At 43.6% G+C, this 20,850-nt stretch carries 20 protein-coding genes; 16 read left to right on the forward strand and 4 right to left on the reverse strand.

The window, feature by feature from the left end; all coding sequences use genetic code 11:
- Positions 1-5: 5 nt before the first annotated feature.
- Positions 6-1,232 (reverse strand): dipicolinic acid transporter SpoVV, encoded by a 1,227-nt coding sequence (gene spoVV / locus ACFVP7_RS08750; protein ID WP_015252149.1) that lies wholly within the window; start codon positions 1,230-1,232, stop codon positions 6-8.
- 180 nt (positions 1,233-1,412) lie between these two features.
- Here spoVV and ACFVP7_RS08755 point away from each other — a divergent pair, with 180 nt between their 5' ends.
- A complete protein-coding gene (locus ACFVP7_RS08755) occupies positions 1,413-2,195 on the forward strand; it encodes a patatin family protein (protein ID WP_003232221.1) in 783 nt (260 codons plus the stop codon).
- Position 2,196: 1 nt separating this feature from the next.
- Positions 2,197-3,222, forward strand: a complete 1,026-nt coding sequence (gene ddcP, locus ACFVP7_RS08760; RefSeq protein ID WP_003245451.1) for a protease DdcP — start codon at positions 2,197-2,199, stop codon at positions 3,220-3,222.
- Between the two features lie 16 nt (positions 3,223-3,238).
- On the opposite strand, the gene ACFVP7_RS08765 is transcribed toward ddcP, so the two are convergent.
- Together ACFVP7_RS08765 and ACFVP7_RS08770 are read right to left on the reverse strand one after the other, a co-directional pair.
- Positions 3,239-4,486, reverse strand: a complete 1,248-nt coding sequence (locus ACFVP7_RS08765; RefSeq protein ID WP_338733646.1) for a nucleotidyltransferase — start codon at positions 4,484-4,486, stop codon at positions 3,239-3,241.
- Positions 4,483-4,668 (reverse strand): hypothetical protein, encoded by a 186-nt coding sequence (locus tag ACFVP7_RS08770; protein ID WP_003232215.1) that lies wholly within the window; start codon positions 4,666-4,668, stop codon positions 4,483-4,485. Before ACFVP7_RS08770 ends, ACFVP7_RS08765 begins: the two co-directional genes overlap by 4 nt.
- A gap of 27 nt (positions 4,669-4,695) precedes the next feature.
- On the opposite strand from ACFVP7_RS08770, the gene ACFVP7_RS08775 reads away from it, so the two are divergent.
- From ACFVP7_RS08775 to gerR, 3 genes are all read left to right on the forward strand, one after another.
- Positions 4,696-5,214 (forward strand): DUF177 domain-containing protein, encoded by a 519-nt coding sequence (locus ACFVP7_RS08775; RefSeq protein ID WP_069837491.1) that lies wholly within the window; start codon positions 4,696-4,698, stop codon positions 5,212-5,214.
- 21 nt (positions 5,215-5,235) lie between these two features.
- On the forward strand, positions 5,236-5,415 hold the full coding sequence (gene rpmF / locus ACFVP7_RS08780) for a 50S ribosomal protein L32 (protein ID WP_003154457.1): 180 nt from the start codon (positions 5,236-5,238) through the stop codon (positions 5,413-5,415).
- 145 nt (positions 5,416-5,560) lie between these two features.
- Positions 5,561-6,142 (forward strand): sporulation specific transcriptional regulator GerR, encoded by a 582-nt coding sequence (gene gerR / locus ACFVP7_RS08785; protein ID WP_015383592.1) that lies wholly within the window; start codon positions 5,561-5,563, stop codon positions 6,140-6,142.
- Positions 6,143-6,198: 56 nt separating this feature from the next.
- Here gerR and ACFVP7_RS08790 read toward each other — a convergent pair whose 3' ends face one another.
- Entirely contained in the window at positions 6,199-6,681 is a 483-nt protein-coding gene (locus tag ACFVP7_RS08790; RefSeq protein ID WP_003244940.1) for an N-acetyltransferase, read from the reverse strand.
- A 159-nt stretch (positions 6,682-6,840) separates the two neighbouring features.
- Between ACFVP7_RS08790 and ACFVP7_RS08795 the strand changes: the two genes are divergently transcribed.
- The 11 genes from ACFVP7_RS08795 to spoVE all read left to right on the forward strand — a co-directional run bounded on the left by ACFVP7_RS08795 (position 6,841) and on the right by spoVE (position 20,849).
- Positions 6,841-7,737, forward strand: coding sequence for a 2-dehydropantoate 2-reductase (locus ACFVP7_RS08795; protein WP_021479342.1), 897 nt, complete (start codon positions 6,841-6,843; stop codon positions 7,735-7,737).
- 70 nt (positions 7,738-7,807) lie between these two features.
- Positions 7,808-9,427 carry a bacillithiol biosynthesis cysteine-adding enzyme BshC gene (bshC, locus tag ACFVP7_RS08800; protein WP_163131328.1) on the forward strand — a complete coding sequence of 540 codons (1,620 nt, stop codon included), beginning with the start codon at positions 7,808-7,810 and terminating at the stop codon, positions 9,425-9,427.
- Positions 9,428-9,552: 125 nt separating this feature from the next.
- Complete coding sequence (mraZ, locus tag ACFVP7_RS08805; RefSeq protein WP_003221402.1) at positions 9,553-9,984, forward strand: division/cell wall cluster transcriptional repressor MraZ; 432 nt, start codon at positions 9,553-9,555, stop codon at positions 9,982-9,984.
- Positions 9,985-10,053: 69 nt separating this feature from the next.
- Positions 10,054-10,989, forward strand: a complete 936-nt coding sequence (gene rsmH / locus ACFVP7_RS08810) for a 16S rRNA (cytosine(1402)-N(4))-methyltransferase RsmH (protein ID WP_338733653.1) — start codon at positions 10,054-10,056, stop codon at positions 10,987-10,989.
- A gap of 39 nt (positions 10,990-11,028) precedes the next feature.
- The gene (gene ftsL / locus ACFVP7_RS08815) at positions 11,029-11,382 is read left to right on the forward strand and encodes a cell division protein FtsL (RefSeq protein ID WP_003232200.1); all 354 of its coding nucleotides are present in this window, start codon (positions 11,029-11,031) and stop codon (positions 11,380-11,382) included.
- Positions 11,379-13,529, forward strand: coding sequence for a penicillin-binding protein 2B (gene pbpB, locus ACFVP7_RS08820; protein WP_338733656.1), 2,151 nt, complete (start codon positions 11,379-11,381; stop codon positions 13,527-13,529). The genes ftsL and pbpB overlap by 4 nt, the downstream gene beginning before the upstream one ends.
- 116 nt (positions 13,530-13,645) lie before the next feature.
- Complete coding sequence (locus ACFVP7_RS08825; protein WP_003245048.1) at positions 13,646-15,586, forward strand: stage V sporulation protein D; 1,941 nt, start codon at positions 13,646-13,648, stop codon at positions 15,584-15,586.
- A 175-nt stretch (positions 15,587-15,761) separates the two neighbouring features.
- Positions 15,762-17,246: a UDP-N-acetylmuramoyl-L-alanyl-D-glutamate--2,6-diaminopimelate ligase gene (locus tag ACFVP7_RS08830; protein ID WP_021479338.1), complete on the forward strand. Its 1,485-nt coding sequence runs from the start codon at positions 15,762-15,764 to the stop codon at positions 17,244-17,246.
- 111 nt (positions 17,247-17,357) lie between these two features.
- Complete coding sequence (gene mraY, locus ACFVP7_RS08835) at positions 17,358-18,332, forward strand: phospho-N-acetylmuramoyl-pentapeptide-transferase (protein WP_003232192.1); 975 nt, start codon at positions 17,358-17,360, stop codon at positions 18,330-18,332.
- Entirely contained in the window at positions 18,333-19,688 is a 1,356-nt protein-coding gene (gene murD, locus ACFVP7_RS08840; RefSeq protein ID WP_003232189.1) for a UDP-N-acetylmuramoyl-L-alanine--D-glutamate ligase, read from the forward strand.
- Positions 19,689-19,748: 60 nt separating this feature from the next.
- On the forward strand, positions 19,749-20,849 hold the full coding sequence (gene spoVE / locus ACFVP7_RS08845; RefSeq protein ID WP_003244810.1) for a stage V sporulation protein E: 1,101 nt from the start codon (positions 19,749-19,751) through the stop codon (positions 20,847-20,849).
- Position 20,850: the final 1 nt, after the last annotated feature.

Here is a 20,850-nt window from a genome sequence, read left to right on the forward strand (position 1 = left end):
TTGACTCATCCTTTTTTTGTTCCGTTTGTCAGTCTGTAAGAAAAAATGATAATGTACGTAAACAGCGCGCATAGTGTGACAGCAGGTCCGATCTGCACAAGCAGATTCCAGCCGTTTATGAAGGCAGTTGGCATGTCACTGCTGTTAAGAGATTTAAATACATACTGATAGGGATCATGCCATGCCGTGTAAAGAGGTTTCCATAAAAGCATGACGAAGACAGCGGCATAAACGCCCTGCAGCAAACGTGCGATAAAGAATGGTTTAAATCGAATGTCGGTTTCCGATAAAATACCTGCCACCTGAGCTTGTACGGAAAAGCCGCTAAACCCAAGAATAAAGCTGACGATAATGGCTTTTTGCAGAAGAGAAACATCGGTCTCGCTGACAAGCTTGCTGCCTAATGTAATTTCAAACATCCCTGATAAAAGCGGAATGTCCAATTGAGTCGGAAGCTGAAACAAAGTCAGTGCTCCTTTTGTGAAAACAGACAAAACATCAGTCAGCTGGACCACTGACAACAGCCGATTGAAGACAGAAAATAAAATAATAAAGCCGCCTACCATAAGAAGCGTTTGAACAGAAGACGTCACGGCGTCGCCTAAAATTTTACCCAAGGGCCGTTTTTCTGCAAGTCTGGCGGTATGAAGAGCGTGTAAAGCATCTTTGACTGAAGGGAAAGGTATCGTTTTCTTTCTTCTGAGATGCTGCTCTTCCTTGCGGCCATAGGAACGCATTGTTAAACCGACAGCCAGATTCCCTAAATAGTGTGCAGAAGCTAATAAAATGCCTAGTGACGCGTTTTGAAAGAAACCGACGGCAACAGCGCCGAAAATAAAGAGCGGGTTTGAAGAATTGGTAAACGACGCGAGCCGTTCTGCTTCTACTCTTGAAATCTGATTTTCCTGCCGCAGACGGGCAGTGAGTTTTGCTCCCGCTGGGTTTCCTGATGCCATTCCCATAGCAAGAACGAAGCCGCCGACACCCGGCACGCGAAAGATCGGCCGCATAAAAGGCTCAAGCAAAACACCGACAAACCGCACAATGCCAAAGCCGATTAAGAGTTCGGACAGAATGAAAAATGGCAGCAATGACGGAAACACAACCTCCCACCACATAGACAGCCCGGTTTTAGAGGCTTCGAATGAGGCCTGTGGATGTGAGATGACAGTCGCTGTTAAAAAAAGAAAAAACGAGGCAATCAAAAGTGTATTAATCTTCGACAAGTTCATTCTTACCTCCCCGATGCTAAAAATGCCCAATGACATGTATATCATGATAAAATAATGTATGATGTAAAACGGCCAAGCAGTACCTGTCCTCTTGATTCTTTGTACTAATATACGAGCATAGGGGTTAAGTTTAGACCATAGAATTCGGTATACAGGGAATTCAGGCAGGAGGTTAACGCTTTGGCCAAACCTAAAATCGGGTTAGCGTTAGGATCGGGAGGGGCCAGAGGGCTTGCTCATCTCGGTGTGCTTTCCAGTTTACATAAGCACCAAATTGAAGTGGATATGATTGCAGGAAGCAGCATGGGCGCTTTGGTGGGCAGTTTTTATGCCGCCGGACATGACGTGGCAACGATGAAAAAAGTAGCCAAAGCCTTTAAACGAAGGCTTTATGCTGATTATACGGTGCCGAAGCTCGGTTTTTTAAAAGGTGACCGCGTCAGACAGCTTGTGCATGCTTATACATTCGGAAAACCGATTGAAGAGCTCCAAATCCCGCTGGGCATTGTTGCGTGTGATCTACAGACGGGAGAAAAGATTGTGTTCCGAAAAGGATCAGTGTCAGATGCAGTGAGGGCCAGCATCAGCATCCCGGGTATCTTTATTCCGCAGCGGCTGGACGGACGCCTTCTTGTAGACGGCGCGGTCGTCGATCGAATTCCGGTTTCTGTTGTAAAAGACATGGGAGCTGATATTATCATCGCTTCGGATGTTTCCAGGGTTCGAAAAACTGAGACAGCAGTGCATATTTTTGATGTGATTATGCAAAGTATGGATATACTGCAAAATGAATTAGTGCGGCATCAAACAATTGCCGCAGATATCATGATTCGCCCTTCCCTTGAAACATACAGCTCAAGCTCGTTTGCCAATATTGAAGAAATGATATCGGCAGGCGAAGAGGCGACAAACCGAATGATCAGCAAGATAAGAAAAGAAATAGAGAATTGGGAGGGCTCATAATTTGCTACGTAAAAAACATTTTAGCTGGATGCTCGTCATCCTCATACTGATCGCCGTTTTATCATTTATAAAACTTCCATACTATATTACAAAACCGGGAGAAGCGACAGAGCTTGCTTCATTGATAAAAGTGGAGGGAGGCTACCCGGAAAAAGGAAGCCTGTCCTTAATGACTGTTAAAGTGGGACCGGCTAATCCGTTTACATATGTGTGGGCAAAGATGCACCCTTATTATGAAATTGTTCCTGATGAGAGCATTAAGGAGGAAGGCGAGTCAGATAAGGAGTATATGAAAAGACAGCTCCAAATGATGAAAAGCTCGCAAGAAAATGCGGTTATAGCCGCCTATCAAAAGGCAGGAAAAAAAGTCAGCTATTCCTTTAACGGCATATACGCAAGCTCAGTTGTAGAAAACATGCCGGCAAAAGGGAAAATAGAAGTCGGTGATAAAATCATCAGCGCAGACGGCAAAAACTATCAGTCTGCTGAAAAGCTGATTGATTATATCAGCAGCAAAAAAGCGGGAGATAAAGTCACGTTAAAGATCGAAAGAGAAGAAAAAGAAAAGCGTGTCACCCTTACGTTAAAACAATTTCCTGATGAGCCGGATCGGGCAGGAATCGGAGTTTCGCTTTATACAGACAGAAACGTGAAGGTAGAGCCTGATATTGATTTTGAAATCGAAAATATTGGCGGCCCGTCAGCAGGGTTAATGATGTCCCTTGAAATCTATAATCAGCTGACAAAACCAGACGAAACAAAAGGCTACGATATTGCGGGAACAGGTACGATTGATGTTGACGGAAAAGTAGGCCCGATCGGCGGCATTGATCAAAAAGTCGTCGCCGCAGACAAAGCCGGAAAAGACATTTTCTTCGCGCCAAATCAAAACGGCGCCAGCAATTCCGATTATAAGAACGCAGTAAAAACAGCAAAAGATATTGATTCAAATATGAAGATTGTGCCTGTTGATACCATGCAGGATGCGATTGATTATTTGAATAAGCTGAAAGCGAAAAGCACCTGATTCTCAGGTGCTTTTTCTATACATTTAAAAAGTGTTGTTCATCTTCGTCATATCGAATCGGTGCATGTCCGTATTCCTGTAGGTCAAACTCAGTTCTCAGCGGCTCTTCTATCGGCAGGCTGTAAATCCTGCTTGCTTTTACGTCCAGATCGAGAGCTGGATGGGAGAAAGAGGACAGTTTGCTGACAAGCGGAACAGACAGTGCTTTTTTCTTTTCGGATAAATAAGCCTGTCCTTTTTTCGTCATGCCGAGAAGCCTGATATACGGCGCCTTATCGTTGTCAAGCAGCTTTTGCATATCCTGTTTTTTTGTTCTGGTTAAAATGTGTGTATTCATCCGCTGGAGCCTTGTCCACGTATAGCGTTTTGTTTTCAGCAGTTCCATAAATTCCTGATAGGAGCTGGATTTTCTGATCGAACGAATAATTCTGTGCTCTAAACCTTCCTCCACCTCGTATACTTGCTGTAATTCCCGTGCCGTTACAGTTGAAAGGCTGTATTTTAAGTAAGAAAAGTAGCTTTCAGGTGTATGCCACAATCCGAAAGATTTGCGGTAAGCTGCTAATTCACGTGCAGATGCAGCAGGGAGAAAACGAAAGCAGGCTTCGAGATTCTGGCCAGTCATTGCTTTTCTGATGCTTGTGGCGCTTGCGATATGGTTTTCGCCTTCAGGGAGATCGGCATCATGATAGTCCGAAGAGATGCGTGCCGTAGTATAAGGTTTCATAGGATATCCCCCGGTTAGAATCGAGGTCACATACTGGTATCCCAAAATGTTATTTGGTTTTGACAAGTCAAGTGCACTTTCAGTATGCAAAATGGAGCTGAAGGCGCTAGCCGCCGCTGCTGGGTAACTGGCTCCCTTTTTAAGTTCTTCTTTAATTCGGTCATTTAATATATGTTTATGCTCATCAATAAGCTGTGCTGTTTCTAAAAAAGGCTTGATATCCCCATTTTCACTCCCGAAAAACAGTGCCTCACATTCAAGTTCGTTCAGGATGGAAACACTGCCGCGTGCAAAAATGTCTGCTTTTTGCACGGCATAAAGATAAGGCAGCTCAATGACGAGGTCAACTCCGCTTTGCAGGGCCATTTTTGTTCGGGCCCATTTTGATACAACAGCGGGCTCCCCGCGCTGTAAAAAATGCCCGCTCATGACCGCGACAGCCGTGTCACATCCGGTTTGCCGCTTTGCTGTTTGGGCATGATAAAGGTGACCGTTATGAAAGGGATTATATTCAACCACCAATCCGACAGCTTTCATATTTTTTCCGCCTTTCTTGCTATGTTTAAAAACGTATGGTACATTTGCAAATGAAAACTCTTACGCCTTATTTTTGTTTTAAGTGTATGCATAGCATATTCCGCTGTCAACGATACTTCAATGGCAGCATTATGCTGTAAAGAAAAAATATTGACAAAAACAATCTTAAAAGCTATAATCATGTTTGTTGCTTTCCTGAGGTGATACAAATGAAATGGACGATTTATCAGCTGCATCAAATGCCAAAACAAAGTTTTGAGTTTGATGAAACAGTTGAGTTAAATGAGCTGACAAAGCTGAATTCTGACATTCGCCGCATTTCTCCCGTCCGGGTGAAGGGCAGAGCGGATATCAAATCCAAACAGGTTTCGTTTGATTTTACAATTTCAGGCGAAATGATTTTGCCATGCTCAAGAACACTCGTTGATGTCCCGTATCCATTTGAAATTTCAACAAAAGAACTGTTTATATTTCATCACACGGATGATATAGAAGATGATGACGTTCACATTGTTGAGGACGATACTATCGACTTAACTCCGATCGTGAAAGAAGAAATTCTTTTAGAAATCCCTATGCAAATCTTTTGTGAATCTGAACAAGAAAAAGGAGCTGCTCCTCAAGAAGGAAAGGATTGGCAAGTCATTTCGGAAGAAGACAAGAAGAAACAAGTTGATCCGAGACTTGCAGCCCTTGAAAAGCTCTTAAAACAAGATGATGAATCTTAACTCTTTAAGGAGGTGGGAATAATGGCTGTACCTTTTAGAAGAACTTCTAAAATGAAGAAAAGATTGCGCCGTACACATTTCAAACTTAATGTACCTGGTATGACAGAATGTCCGTCATGCGGAGAGATGAAGTTGTCTCACCGTGTATGCAAAGCATGCGGATCATACAACGGCAAAGACATAAATGTAAAAAGTAACTAATGAGAAAAGCGCGGGGTGAAAGCCCTGCGCTTTTTCTTTTTCTCTTCCTGTCAGCTTGCGGAAAATTTGTGAGTGCAAATAGTCTATCTAATCTATTACCGGCATATGTATGAGATAAATAAGCTGACATGGAGGGAGATTGAATTTGACCATTACAAGACAAGATGCTTGGACTCAGGATGAGGATTTGCTGCTGGCAGAAGTGGTGCTTCGTCATATTCGAGAGGGAGGAACACAGCTTTCAGCCTTTGAGGAGGTTGGAAGGGCGCTGACCAGAACCGCGGCAGCCTGTGGTTTCAGGTGGAACTCGTATGTGAGAAAACAATACCAGTCAGGTATAGAGCTTGCAAAAAAGCAAAGGAAAGAACTGAGAAAGCAAATCGGCGTTCATTCGGTAAATATGCCGAATTCCATGAAGCAGACTGCCTCGGCATCGTCAGAAGGAAAACGAGATTTGTCCATTCAGGATGTCATTCAATTTCTCGAACAATTCAAAGAAGCACCGTCTGCACAAGAATTTCAGCTTGAAAGGGAAAAATTGAAGGAGCAAATCCAATCGCTGCAAAAAGAGCTTGAGGATTTGCGGAGTGAAAATCAGACATTGCGGAATCAGCTAGAGATGACAGAAGAGGATTACAAGGCACTGATCGATATCATGGATCGGGCCAGAAAAATGGTTGTTTCGAAGGAAGACGGAAGAATGAAAAAAGCGGCTCAAGAAACGTAAAGAAACGCCTGAAATGAACCGGCCCTATAGTAAGAATAGGCCGGTTGTTTTGATTTCTATGCAGACTCTCCCGGTGTCATTTCGCGATCCATATCAGGATGCCAGATAAGCGGGTTTTCCCCTTTGTCCCGCGCCATATCATACTTAACAGTTTTAAAGTTCATTTTGTTCCAAAATTCCGCTGATTTCATTCTCGGATTTGTCCGGATCGGCATTTTGAATGATTTTGCAAATTCAACCAAGGCTCTCCCGTATCCCCTGTTCTGGTAGCCCGGAAGAACCTCAAGCTTCCACAGCTCCAAATAATCCTGGCGGTTGTCAAAATAGGGATTCGATTTGCCGTTAACTTGATACAGACTCATTCGTGCTACAAGTTTATCGCCAAAATAAATCCCGTAAAAAGGCGAGGTGCTGTCATTTTCAATAATATTATCCTGAAGTTCTTCAAGCATTGAAAGCTCCTGAATGCCGTATTCTTTGAATTTCTTGAATTCTTCCAGCGTTTTATAGTTGATAAGCAGACGTTCTACCTTTGTCAAACAAATCTCCCCCTTTGTTGTTTCTACATATATTGTAAACGCTTTATTTAAAAAATCCAAATATTTAAACTTTAATTTTAAGCACATGGGATCTTTGAGAAGTAATTTCTTCTTACTTCTGCTATGATAATACGTAAATGCTAAATTGGGTGTGACATCATGAAAATTGGAATTATCGGCGGAGGCTCCGTCGGTCTTTTATGCGCCTATTATTTGTCACTTTATCACGACGTGACTGTTGTGACGAGGCGGCAAGAACAGGCTGCGGCCATTCAGTCTGAAGGAATCCGGCTGTATAAAGGCGGGGAGGAATTCAGGGCTGATTGCAGTGCGGACACGAGTATCAATTCGGACTTTGACCTGCTTGTCGTGACAGTGAAGCAGCATCAGCTTCAATCTGTTTTTTCGTCGCTTGAACGGATCGGGAAGACGAATATATTATTTTTGCAAAACGGCATGGGGCATATCCACGACCTAAAAGACTGGCACGTTGGCCATTCCATTTATGTTGGAATCGTTGAGCACGGAGCTGTAAGAAAATCGGATACAGCTGTTGATCATACAGGCCTAGGTGCGATAAAATGGAGCGCGTTCGGCGATGCTGAACCAGACCGGCTGAACATCTTGTTTCAGCATAACCATTCGGATTTTCCGATTTATTATGAGACGGATTGGTACCGTCTGCTGACGGGCAAGCTGATTGTAAATGCGTGTATTAATCCTTTAACTGCTTTATTGCAGGTGAAAAATGGAGAACTGCTGACAACGCCAGCTTATCTGGCTTTTATGAAGCTGGTATTTCAGGAGGCGTGCCGCATTTTAAAACTTGAAAATGAAGAAAAGGCTTGGGAGCAGGTTCAGGCCGTTTGTGGACAAACGAAAGAGAATCGTTCATCAATGCTGGTTGACGTCATTGGAGGCCGGCAGACGGAAGCTGACGCCATTATCGGATACTTATTGAAGGAAGCAAGTCTTCAAGGTCTTGATGCCGTCCACCTAGAGTTTTTATATGGCAGCATCAAAGCATTGGAGCGAAATACAAACAAAGTCTTTTGAGCTTTTTCGGTAACATGCTATACTCATTTCGGATCACTAACTATTTATTGGAGAAAGGAAGTTCTAGAAGATGCAGCTAACTGAACTTTCCATCAAAAATCAGAATGTGTTTGTACAGCACTATATAGATGGCAAAGAAGAAATGTCTTCTTTTTTTGATTACAGTATTCATCATAAGGACATGTGGCGCGAAAGACTGGAAGACTTATCTTCCCGGTTTTTCGCAAGAGAGGAATTGGCGGCGTACTTAACCTCTTACCATAATAAATTCGGTTCAAGTGCGATGCAGTCTGCTATTGAGAAGCTGAAGGATCCGTCAAGTGCCGCTGTAGTCGGCGGACAGCAGGCAGGACTTTTAACAGGACCGCTTTACACCATACATAAAATCATTTCAATCATTGTTTTAGCAAAGCAACAAGAAAAGGAACTGCAAGTGCCTGTCATACCAATCTTCTGGGTGGCTGGAGAAGACCACGATTTGGATGAGATTAATTTTGTTCACACATCTGAAGAGAATGGGCCTGTGAAAAAAAAGCTGCCTCAGTCTTATTGGAAGAAATCATCAGCAGCGAGTACATCGCTTGATCAGGAAAAGTGTGCCGCGTGGATAGATGATGTTTTTGCCGCTTTTGAAGAAACAGACCATACGAATACACTTCTCGACAATGTGAAACGATGTTTAAGGGAATCTGTTACGTTTACTGACTTCTTTGAACTGCTGATCGCGGATTTGTTCCAAGAAGAGGGCTTAGTTTTATTAAATTCTGGAGATCCGGGGATTAAAAAGCTGGAAACGGCCATGTTCCAAAAGATTCTTCGAGAAAATGATGAACTCGCCCGTGCTGTATCAGATCAGCAGGCCTTCATGCGTCAAGCAGGCTACAAACCGATTATCGAGTCCGGAAAAGAGCAGGCGAATCTGTTTTATGAATACGAAGAAGAGCGTTTTTTAATTGAAAAAGATAACGGCCGATTTGTCATCAAAGAGCTTGATCTAGGATGGACGATGGATGAACTTCATACACATATGGAAGAACATCCAGAGCGTTTCAGCAACAATGTTGTAACGAGACCGTTAATGCAGGAATTTCTCATTCCGACTTTAGCATTTATTGCAGGGCCTGGAGAAATCAATTATTGGGGCGAGCTCAAACAGGCTTTTGCGGTGATGGGCTTCAAAATGCCTCCTGTCATGCCAAGGCTGAACATTACGATACTTGAGCGGCATATTGAGAAAAAACTGGCTGAACGGAATATCTCGTTACAAGACGCGATTGAGCGCGGAACGGAGAATCAAAGAGAGACATACTTCGAGCGCCAGATTCCGGAAGAGTTTACGGCGGTGATGGATCAGGCGAAAAGCCAAATTGAAGCGATTCACAAAACGGTCCGGCAGGAGGCGTTAAAGGTTGATCAAAGCATGGAACCTTTACTCCTGAAAAATGCCGCTTTTATTCAGGATCAGCTTCAATTCTTAGAGCGCACGGTGACGAAGCGAATTGAAGAAAAAGAAGGCTACGTTTTGAAGGATTATGAAAGAATTCAAAATAGCATTAAGCCACTTCTTGCGCCGCAGGAACGGATTTGGAATATTATGTATTATTTGAACAGGTACGGTCCAAAATTCTTCACGACATTCAAGAATCTGCCATTTTCTTTTCAAAATCAACATCAAGTTGTCAAACTTTGAAATAAAGTTTTAAAGAACCCTGAATAGTTCAGGGTTTTTTTTTATGGGTAAACAGTGTAAAATGAAGTTGTGGAGCGAAGTGGTGAATAGTGGTGAGTTAAGGAGAGAAAGTGGGGCAAGAGATCATGTTTATGGGTGAATATCAGCATACCATCGATGCGAAAGGCCGCATGATCGTACCCGCTAAATTTAGAGAAGGCCTAGGTGAGCAATTTGTGCTGACTAGAGGACTTGACCAATGTCTCTTCGGCTACCCTATGCACGAATGGAAACAAATTGAAGAAAAACTAAAAGCTCTTCCTCTCACAAAGAAAGATGCCCGCGCGTTTACCCGTTTCTTCTTTTCAGGGGCGACTGAATGCGAACTGGACAAGCAAGGCAGGGTAAATATCGCATCATCTCTATTGAATTACGCCAAACTGGAAAAAGAATGTGTTGTTATCGGGGTTTCTAATCGAATTGAATTGTGGAGTAAAGTAATTTGGGAACAATACACAGAAGAGCAAGAAGATTCATTTGCTGAAATTGCTGAAAACATGATTGGGTTTGATATATAATGATTCTTCGTGTATAACACTCTAAAAACAATTTCAATTCATCCTGATAAAAGGTGGGACCAACACAATATGTTTCAACACAAGACAGTACTTCTTCGTGAAACCGTAGACGGACTTAATATTAAACCAGACGGTACATATGTAGACTGCACACTCGGCGGAGCTGGGCATAGTACATACTTATTGCAGCAGTTATCCGAGAAGGGGCGTTTAATCGCTTTTGACCAAGATGATACGGCATTACAGCATGCTAAAGAAGTGTTGTCCGACTATAAAGGACAGCTCATTCTGATTAAAAGCAATTTCAGGTATTTAAAAGAATGTTTGAATGAACAAGGCATTACAGAAGTAGACGGCATTTTATTTGATTTAGGGGTGTCCTCTCCGCAGCTGGATACACCGGAGCGCGGATTCAGTTACCATCATGACGCACCGTTGGACATGAGGATGGACCAGTCGGCTACGCTTACGGCGAAAGAAGTCGTTAATGAGTGGCGCTATGAGGATCTCGTCCGTATTTTCTTTAAATACGGAGAAGAGAAGTTCAGTAAACAGATCGCCAGAAAAATTGAGGAGGCAAGAATGAAGTCTCCTATTCAAACTACGGGCCAACTGGTCGATCTAATAAAAGACGCGATTCCCGCTCCAGCGAGAAGGAGCGGGGGACATCCCGCTAAACGCGTGTTTCAGGCAATCAGAATTGCCGTAAACGATGAACTTAGGGTGTTTGAAGAAGCTTTGGAGCAGGCAATTGAGGTTCTGAAGCCAGGGGGCAGGGTATCAGTCATTACCTTCCACTCGCTAGAAGACAGAATTTGCAAAACCACTTTTAAAGAAAAGTCGTCGCTTCCGGAACTTCCTCCGGGACTTCCTGTTATACCGGAAGAGTTTGAACCGGAGCTGAGGCTCATCACACGAAAACCGATTACGGCATCTCAAGAAGAGCTTGAAGAGAACAACCGGGCTCGTTCTGCCAAGCTTCGGATTGCTGAAAAAAGAAAATAACGAAACGCGAACGCAAAATTAAAAGGAGGTCATCAGCCTATGAGCAATTTAGCTTACCAACCAGAGAAACAGCAGCGGCATGCGATCAGTCCTGAGAAAAAAGTGATTGTCAAGAAAAGGGCTTCCATTACTCTCGGAGAAAAAGTGCTTCTTGTCCTCTTTGCGGCGGCGGTGCTCAGCGTATCGCTTTTGATCGTATCGAAGGCGTATGCGGCATATCAAACCAATATTGAGGTGCAAAAGCTTGAGGAGCAAATTTCATCCGAAAATAAGCAAATTGGTGACCTCGAAAAAAGCGTTGCTGATTTAAGCAAACCGCAGCGCATTATGGACATTGCGAAAAAGAACGGCTTGAATTTAAAAGATAAAAAAGTGAAAAACATACAGGAATGATTCAAATGCCAAAAAAGAATAAATTTATGAATAGAGGAGCAGCGATTCTAAGTATTTGTTTCGCTCTCTTTTTCTTTGTCATCCTGGGGAGAATGGCATATATTCAAATAACCGGAAAAGCGAACGGCGAAGTGCTTGCGACAAAAGCGACAGAGCAGCATGAAAAGAAACGGACCATCGAAGCGAGCCGCGGCTCGATTTTAGACCGAAAAGGAAAAGTCATTGCCGAGGACACAGCGACGTATAAATTGATTGCGATTCTCGATAAAAAAATGACCACTGATGTCAAGCATCCTCAGCATGTTGTAAACAAAGAAAAAACGGCGGAAGCATTGTCTAAAGTGATAAACTTGGACAAGGCCGACATCCTTGATATCTTAAATAAAGATGCAAAACAAGTCGAGTTTGGCTCAGCTGGCCGGGATATTACGTATTCACAAAAGCAAAAAATTGAAAAAATGAAACTCGCGGGCATTTCATTTTTGCGGGATACAAAACGCTACTATCCAAATGGTATTTTCGCATCCAATTTAATCGGCTATGCCGAGGTTGATCAAGACACAAATGAAATTTCCGGCGCAATGGGGTTAGAAAAAGTTCTGGATAAGTATCTGAAGGAGCGCGACGGATATGTGACATATGAAAGCGACAAATCCGGCTGGGAGCTCCCGAACAGCAAAAATAAAATTACAGCGCCAAAAAATGGTGACAATGTATATTTAACCATTGACCAGAAAATTCAAACCTTTTTGGAAGACAGCATGACAAAAGTGGCACAAAAGTATAATCCGAAAAAAATCATGGCCGCAGTCGTTGATCCGAAAACGGGCAAAGTCCTTGCCATGGGACAGCGCCCAAGCTTTGATCCGAACAAGCGCGATGTGACAAACTACTATAATGATTTGATTTCATATGCGTATGAACCCGGATCAACGATGAAGATCTTTACACTCGCTGCTGCGATGCAGGAAAACGTGTTTAATGCGAACGAAAAATATAAATCAGGGACCTATAAAGTTGGCGGCGGAAAAGTATATGACCATAACAGAGGTGTAGGTTGGGGCCCTATATCTTTCAAAGACGGAGTACTTAGATCCTCTAACGTAGCTTTTGCCAAATTAGCCAATGAAAAGTTGGGGTTTGATCGTTATAATGAATATTTGCATAAATTTGGTTTTTATCAAAAGACAGGAATCGATCTGCCGGGAGAAGCATCAAGTAAAATGAACTTTAAGTATGATTACGATAAGGCTTCAACTGCATACGGTCAAGCATCTGCAGTCACCCCGATTCAGCAGCTAGAAGCTGCGACTGCCGTCGCAAATGATGGAAAAATGATGAAGCCTTATGTAATTGATCATATTGTTGATCCTGATACGAAGAAAACTGTTTATCAAAATAAACCGGAATCTGCAGGGACACCGATCTCTGCCAGTACAGCTAAAAACGTGCGTAATATCCTAGGAGATGTCGTTTCATCAGACATTGGAACCGGACGCCCTTATAAAATTGAGGGATTTGACGTGGCTGGGAAAACAGGTACAGCACAAATTGCAGGAACAAATGGTTATTTAAAGGGACGGGATAACTATATTTTCTCATTTATGGGAATGGCTCCTAAAGATAATCCTGAGTTGTTGATTTATGTTGCGGTACAGCAACCGCAATTAGAGGATGATGAAACTGGCTCTGATCCAGTATCAGAAATCTTCAATCCAACAATGAAAAATAGCCTGCACTACCTAAACATCGAACCAACTGAAAAATCTGACTCAGATAAGGAAGAAACAAAAGCGCAGACAATGCCTGATTTAACAGATCAAACGGTAGCTGCTGCTCAAAAGAAAGCAAAAGAGGAGAATCTCACACCAATTGTCATCGGCAGTGATGTCGCTGTAAAAGAACAGTATCCGAAAGCGGATGAGGAAGTTCTCACCAATCAAAAGGTCTTCCTGAAAACGGGCGGCAAAATCAAAATGCCTGATATGACAGGCTGGTCGAGAAGAGAGGTTCTGCAGTACGGCGAGCTCGCGGGAATTCATATTGAAGTAAGCGGACAAGGCTACGCTGTCAGCCAAAGTGTTAAGAAAGACAAAGAAATCAAAGACAAAACCGTAATCAAGGTTAAGTTTAAAAATCCTGATTAAAAAGAAAGCCTGCGTTATGCAGGCTTTCTTTTTTTATGCCTTCAGAGGAGCATCGTTCTACCTGTCCAAATTCAGGCATAAAATGAAACAAGCCTAAATAAGGAGTGAACGGTCTCTTGCGCGTCTCGAATGTAACGGTTAGAAAACGTTTATTATTTGTTTTGCTTTTTGGCGTGATCGTGTTTCTGATCATTGATACAAGGCTGGGGTATGTTCAGTTTGTGATGGGCGAAAAACTGACTTCGCTAGCGAAAGATTCCTGGAGCCGGAACTTGCCGTTTGAGCCGGAGAGAGGCGAGATTCTGGATCGGAATGGTGTGAAGCTCGCAACAAATAAAAGTGCGCCGACCGTATTCGTCGTGCCGCGCCAAGTTCAGAATCCGATGAAAACGAGCAAGCAGCTTGCGGCGGTGCTCAATATGTCAGAAGAAAAAGTATATAAACATGTGACAAAAAAAGCGTCAATCGAAAAGATTACTCCTGAAGGGAGAAAAATTTCAAATGAGAAGGCGAAAGAAATCAAAGCGCTTGATTTAAAAGGTGTGTATGTTGCGGAGGACAGTATCCGTCATTACCCATTCGGCAGCTTTTTATCTCATGTGCTTGGATTTGCAGGAATTGACAACCAAGGGCTCCTTGGACTTGAAGCCTATTACGACGATGATTTAAAAGGGGAAAAAGGTTCTGTTAAGTTTTATACAGATGCCAAGGGGAAGAAGATGCCTGATGAAGCGGATGACTATACGCCGCCTAAGGATGGGCTTGATATGAAGCTGACGGTTGATTCAAAGGTCCAGACGATAATGGAAAGAGAGCTTGATAACGCTGAGGCCAAATATCATCCGGACGGCATGATTGCCGTAGCCATGAATCCGAAAAACGGAGAAATTTTGGGGATGTCTAGCAGGCCTGACTTCGACCCTGCTGATTACCAATCTGTTGATCCGTCCGTCTACAATCGAAATCTGCCAGTATGGAGCACGTATGAACCGGGATCTACCTTTAAAATTATTACACTTGCAGCAGCCCTTGAAGAGCAAAAAGTAAATTTGAAACGGGATCAATTTTATGATAAAGGGCATGCGGAAGTGGACGGAGCGAGACTGCGGTGCTGGAAAAGAGGCGGGCACGGGCTGCAGACGTATCTGGAAGTTGTGCAGAACTCCTGCAACCCGGGGTTTGTTGAATTAGGCGAGCGCTTAGGAAAGGAAAAGCTTTTCAAATATATCAAAGACTTTGGTTTTGGACAAAAAACGGGGATTGATCTCCAAGGCGAGGGAACAGGCATCTTATTCCCGCTTGAGAGAGTGGGCCCGGTGGAGCAAGCAACTACGGCTTTCGGACAGGGAGTATCCGTCACGCCGATTCAGCAGGTTGCAGCAGTATCCGCCGCTGTAAACGGAGGAACGCTCTACACACCTTATATTGCAAAGGAATGGATCGATCCTGTTACGAAGAAAACGGTCAAAAAACAATCACCAATCGCAAAGAAACAAGTCATTTCTGAGGAAACATCCAAACAAATCCGCTATGCTCTAGAAAGCGTCGTCGCAGAAGGAACCGGCCGCAATGCATTTGTAGAAGGATATCGTGTCGGAGGAAAAACGGGAACTGCACAAAAGGTTAAAGATGGAAAATATCTTGAAAACAACCATATTGTATCATTTATTGGTTTCGCGCCCGCTGATGATCCGAGTCTAGTCGTCTACGTTGCGGTGGATAACCCGAAAGGCACGATTCAGTTTGGCGGAACGGTTGCAGCGCCTATTGTCGGAAATATTATGAGAGACAGTCTGCCGGAACTTGGTGTGAAGCCCCGGAAAAATCAAATCGAGAAAAAATACCAATGGAACGACACAAAAACAATAGAAGTTCCGAATGTTGTAGGGATGTCTGTCTCAGATCTTGAGTCACTATTGGTGAATCTCAATGTGGATGCTTCCGGGAAAGGGAGCAAAATCGTTAAACAATCGCCAGCTGCCGGAACGAAAGTAAAAGAAGGCTCAAAGATACGCGTGTATTTGACTGAAGAAGATGAAAAGGAGGCAGCCGATTGATTCGGGCTGCCTATTCTTTTATTGCAGAAAAAATGCTGATATCTTTCAAGATTAGCTGGATGTATCCTTTTATTTACGCTAAAATATGAACTGTATGCTTAAAATCATTACCACATCATTTGATGTGACTTCAATGATAAAAAGAACGAATTAGAATGTTGAGAGGTTTGATACGATGAAACTTACAAAGCTGCTTACATACTTAACAACCGAACCTTCTGTAAACGACTCACAAGACCCTGAAATAACTTCAATTGAGATGGACTCCAGAGAAGTAAAGAAAGGGAGTCTTTTTGTATGTGTAAAAGGGTATACGGTGGATGGCCACGATTTCGCGCAAAAAGCAGTAGAAAACGGCGCAGCGGCTATTGTGGCAGAAAGAGAAGTCGATGTGAATGTTCCTGTTATTATTGTCCGGCAGTCACTTCGCGCGCTCAGCGTTTTGTCTGATGCGTTTTACGGACAGCCGACGAAGAAGCTTCAGCTGATTGGGATAACAGGAACAAACGGCAAAACATCAACGACCCACATGGTCGATGAGATTCTGAGAAAAGCGGGAAAACGCACAGGCTTGATCGGTACAATGTACATGAAAATCGGAGACGAAACACTTCCTGTTAAAAACACGACTCCGGAAAGCGTCACGCTGCAGAAAACGTTTAAGAAAATGAATGACAAGCACGTTGACACTGCTATCATGGAGGTTTCTTCTCACGCTTTGTCTTTAGGACGCGTCCATGGCTGTGATTATGATATTGCCGTGTTTACGAATTTAACACAGGACCATCTGGACTATCATAAAACGATGGATGAGTACCGGCATGCAAAAAGCTTGCTCTTTTCCCAACTTGGCGGGGCTTTCAACCATGAACATCCAAAGCGTGCCGTACTGAATGCTGACGATGAGGCGAGCGCTTATTTTGAAAAGGTAACAGCTGCGCATATCTCTACATACGGAATTAAAAACGATGCTGATGTGATGGCGAAGAACATCAGTATCACTGCACAGGGCACAAGCTTTGATCTCGTGACAAACAAAGGCACGAAGCACATCACGATGTCTCTCGTCGGACAATTTAATGTGTATAACGTGCTGGCCGCTGTTGCAACATGTATTGCAGCAGGCATACCGTTTGAAATCATCACTGAGGCCGTTGAAGAATTGCATGGTGTAAGAGGCCGTTTTGAATTGGTCAATCAGCAGCAGGAGTTTCCTGTCATTGTAGACTACGCGCACACACCGGACAGCCTTGAAAATGTGCTGGAGACATGCAGAGATATGACGGAAGGAAAGCTATTTGTCGTTGTCGGCTGCGGAGGAGACAGAGATAAGACGAAGCGCCCGAAAATGGCTAAAATTGCTGTGGAGCTGGCTGACGAGCCGATTTTCACGTCAGATAACCCGAGAAGCGAAGATCCTCGCGCGATTTTAAGAGATATGGAAGCCGGAGTAGAGAACGCATACTATCACAGTATTGCAAACCGCGAGCAGGCGATCTTTTTCGCAATTGCCAATGCCAAAAAAGGCGACGTTGTCCTCATTGCCGGAAAAGGACATGAAACCTATCAGCAGATCGGAAATGAAACTTTCGATTTTGATGATGCTGAAGTAGCGGCGAGAGCCATTGTTGAACTCAATAAGAATAAGACGAATTCATAGGAAAGAGATGTTACTGAATAATGGAGCTTGAAAAGATTTTTCATATGGGAAAAAATCATGAATATGATAACTACGTATGTCGTTTGAAAGAAACAGGAGGAGAAAAGGACAATGCTTGAGCAAGTCATTCTGTTTACAATTTTAATGGGGTTTTTAATTAGTGTTCTGCTCTCTCCGATTCTTATTCCGTTTTTAAGAAGATTAAAATTCGGCCAGAGTATTAGAGAAGAAGGACCGAAATCACATCAGAAAAAATCAGGGACACCGACAATGGGCGGGGTCATGATCATACTTTCTATCATAGTGACAACAATTGTTATGACACAGAAGTTTTCAGAAATAAGCCCCGAAATGGTGCTGCTTCTGTTTGTTACGCTAGGCTACGGTTTGCTTGGCTTTTTAGATGATTACATCAAGGTTGTCATGAAGCGCAATCTTGGGTTGACATCAAAGCAAAAGCTGATCGGACAAATTATTATTGCAGTTGTATTTTACGCTGTGTATCATTACTACAATTTTGCGACGGATATTCGCATCCCTGGAACTGACTTATCATTTGATCTTGGCTGGGCTTACTTTATCCTTGTGCTCTTTATGCTAGTCGGCGGATCAAACGCAGTTAACCTGACTGACGGCCTTGACGGGTTATTATCCGGTACTGCGGCGATTGCCTTTGGCGCCTTTGCCATTCTGGCATGGAATCAGTCTCAATATGACGTAGCGATTTTCTCAGTTGCCGTTGTCGGTGCAGTTCTGGGCTTCCTTGTATTTAATGCTCATCCGGCCAAAGTTTTTATGGGAGATACGGGATCGCTTGCATTGGGAGGAGCCATCGTTACCATTGCCATTTTAACGAAATTAGAGATCCTGCTGGTTATCATCGGCGGTGTATTCGTTATCGAGACATTATCCGTTATTTTGCAGGTCATCAGCTTTAAAACGACAGGTAAACGAATCTTTAAAATGAGTCCGCTTCATCACCATTATGAGCTTGTCGGCTGGTCTGAATGGAGAGTAGTCGTGACGTTTTGGGCTGCGGGACTTTTGCTTGCCGTTTTAGGAATTTACATCGAGGTGTGGTTATAAGTGGAAAATGATCAATTTTTACAGAAACAGCATTTTTTAATCCTTGGGCTTGCGAAAAGCGGATATGCGGCGGCCTCCATTCTTCATGAAAAAGGCATTTATGTTGCAGTCAATGATCAAAAGCCTTTTGAAGAAAATGAACCGGCACAAAAGCTTTCTGAAAAAGGAATCGAAGTTGTTTGCGGAGAGCATCCAGTTTCTCTGTTCGATCAGCATCAAATCACGATTCTGATCAAAAACCCGGGAATTCCTTATGAAAATATCATGGTTCAGGAAGCGGAGAAACGAGGCATTCCGGTTTGGACGGAAATTGAGCTCGCTTACTACCTGACCAGCGCCAAGTTTATCGGGATTACCGGATCGAACGGTAAAACGACCACGACAACGCTAATTTACGAAATGCTCAAAGCTGACTCGCAAAAAGCACTGATTGCCGGAAACATCGGCACAGTCGCAAGTGAGGTTGCCTATCATGCTGATGGAGATGAATGGATCGTTACTGAACTGTCTTCGTTTCAGCTGATGGGAACACACGCTTTCAGACCGGAAATCAGCCTGATTTTAAATGTATTTGACGCCCATCTGGATTATCACCATACGCGCGAAAACTATGAAAAAGCGAAACAGAAAGTATACCTTCATCAGACTGCTTCAGATAAAGCTATTGTCAACCAGGATGATGAAACCGTCGTGCGTCTTGCTGAAGCCGGAAAAGCCGAAATCGTCCCGTTTTCAGTCAGCAAAACGCTTGAACAGGGCGCATATGTAAAAGACAGTATGATTATGTTTAACGGCGAAGCCATTCTTCCTCTGGAAGAGGTTGTACTGCCCGGTGCTCATAACCTGGAGAACATTTTAGCAGCTATTGCAGTTGTGAAAACGGCAGGAGCTTCCAATGAGGCGGTTAAAAAGGTGCTGACAAGCTTTACTGGTGTGAAGCACCGCCTCCAATATGTCACAACTGTGAATGGCCGCAAATTTTATAACGACAGTAAAGCAACAAACATTCTGGCGACAAGCAAGGCGCTTTCAGCTTTTGATAAGCCGGTCATTCTGCTTGCGGGCGGACTGGATCGCGGAAATGGTTTTGATGACTTGAAACCTTATATGAAGCATGTCAAAGCAGTGCTTACATTTGGCCAGACGGCGCCAAAACTTGAGAAACTCGGCAATGAACTGGGAATACAACATGTCAAACGTGTCGATAATGTTGAACAAGCAGTATCTGCGGCGTTTGCGCTCTCAAATGAAGGAGATGTCATCCTGCTGTCACCCGCGTGTGCGAGCTGGGATCAATTCAAAACATTTGAAGAACGCGGTGACATGTTTATAGATGCCGTGCATATGCTTAAGTAAGGGCTTGTCTTGAAGTAAATCGGCAGCCCTAATGACTTTAAGCTTGGGGTGTCGATTGCTTTGACTACTAAAAAAACATCGCCTGATTTGTTATTGGTCATCATTACGTTATTATTATTAACAATCGGATTAATTATGGTGTACAGTGCGAGTGCGGTATGGGCGGATTATAAATTTGACGACTCATTCTTTTTCGCGAAACGGCAGCTTTTGTTTGCGGGAATCGGCGTCATTGCTATGTTTTTTATCATGAATGTCGATTATTGGACTTGGAGGACATGGTCCAAATTGCTGATGGTTATCTGCTTTTTCCTTCTGGTGCTTGTTTTGATACCGGGCGTCGGAATGGTGCGGAACGGTTCAAGAAGCTGGATCGGAGTCGGAGCATTCAGCATACAGCCTTCAGAGTTTATGAAGCTTGCGATGATTGCATTCCTTGCTAAATTTCTCTCTGAAAAACAAAAAAACATCACATCGTTCAGACGGGGGTTCGTCCCCGCACTTGGCATCGTGTTTTCAGCATTTTTGATTATCATGTGCCAGCCTGACCTCGGAACGGGGACAGTAATGGTCGGAACTTGTATTGTCATGATTTTTGTAGCCGGCGCGCGGATCGCCCATTTCGTCTTTCTCGGGCTGATCGGCCTCAGCGGATTTGTCGGGCTCGTACTATCGGCTCCATATCGAATTAAACGGATTACCTCATACTTAAATCCATGGGAAGATCCGCTCGGAAGCGGATTTCAGATCATTCAATCGCTTTATGCAGTGGGGCCCGGCGGGTTGTTCGGAATGGGGCTCGGACAAAGCAGACAGAAGTTCTTTTATCTGCCTGAGCCGCAAACAGACTTTATTTTCGCCATCTTGTCAGAGGAGCTGGGCTTTATCGGGGGAACACTTATTTTGCTCCTCTTCAGCGTCCTGCTGTGGAGAGGAATCAGAATTGCGCTTGGTGCCCCTGATCTGTACGGAAGCTTTGTCGCAGTCGGCATTATTTCAATGATTGCCATTCAAGTCATGATAAATATCGGCGTAGTCACGGGCCTGATTCCTGTAACAGGCATCACGCTCCCGTTTCTGAGCTACGGAGGCTCTTCATTGACTCTAATGCTGATGGCAGTTGGTGTGCTGCTGAATGTAAGCCGCTACTCGAGGTATTAAC

The organism is Bacillus sp. SG20033 (genome assembly GCF_044570195.1).
Classification (GTDB): domain Bacteria; phylum Bacillota; class Bacilli; order Bacillales; family Bacillaceae; genus Bacillus; species Bacillus subtilis.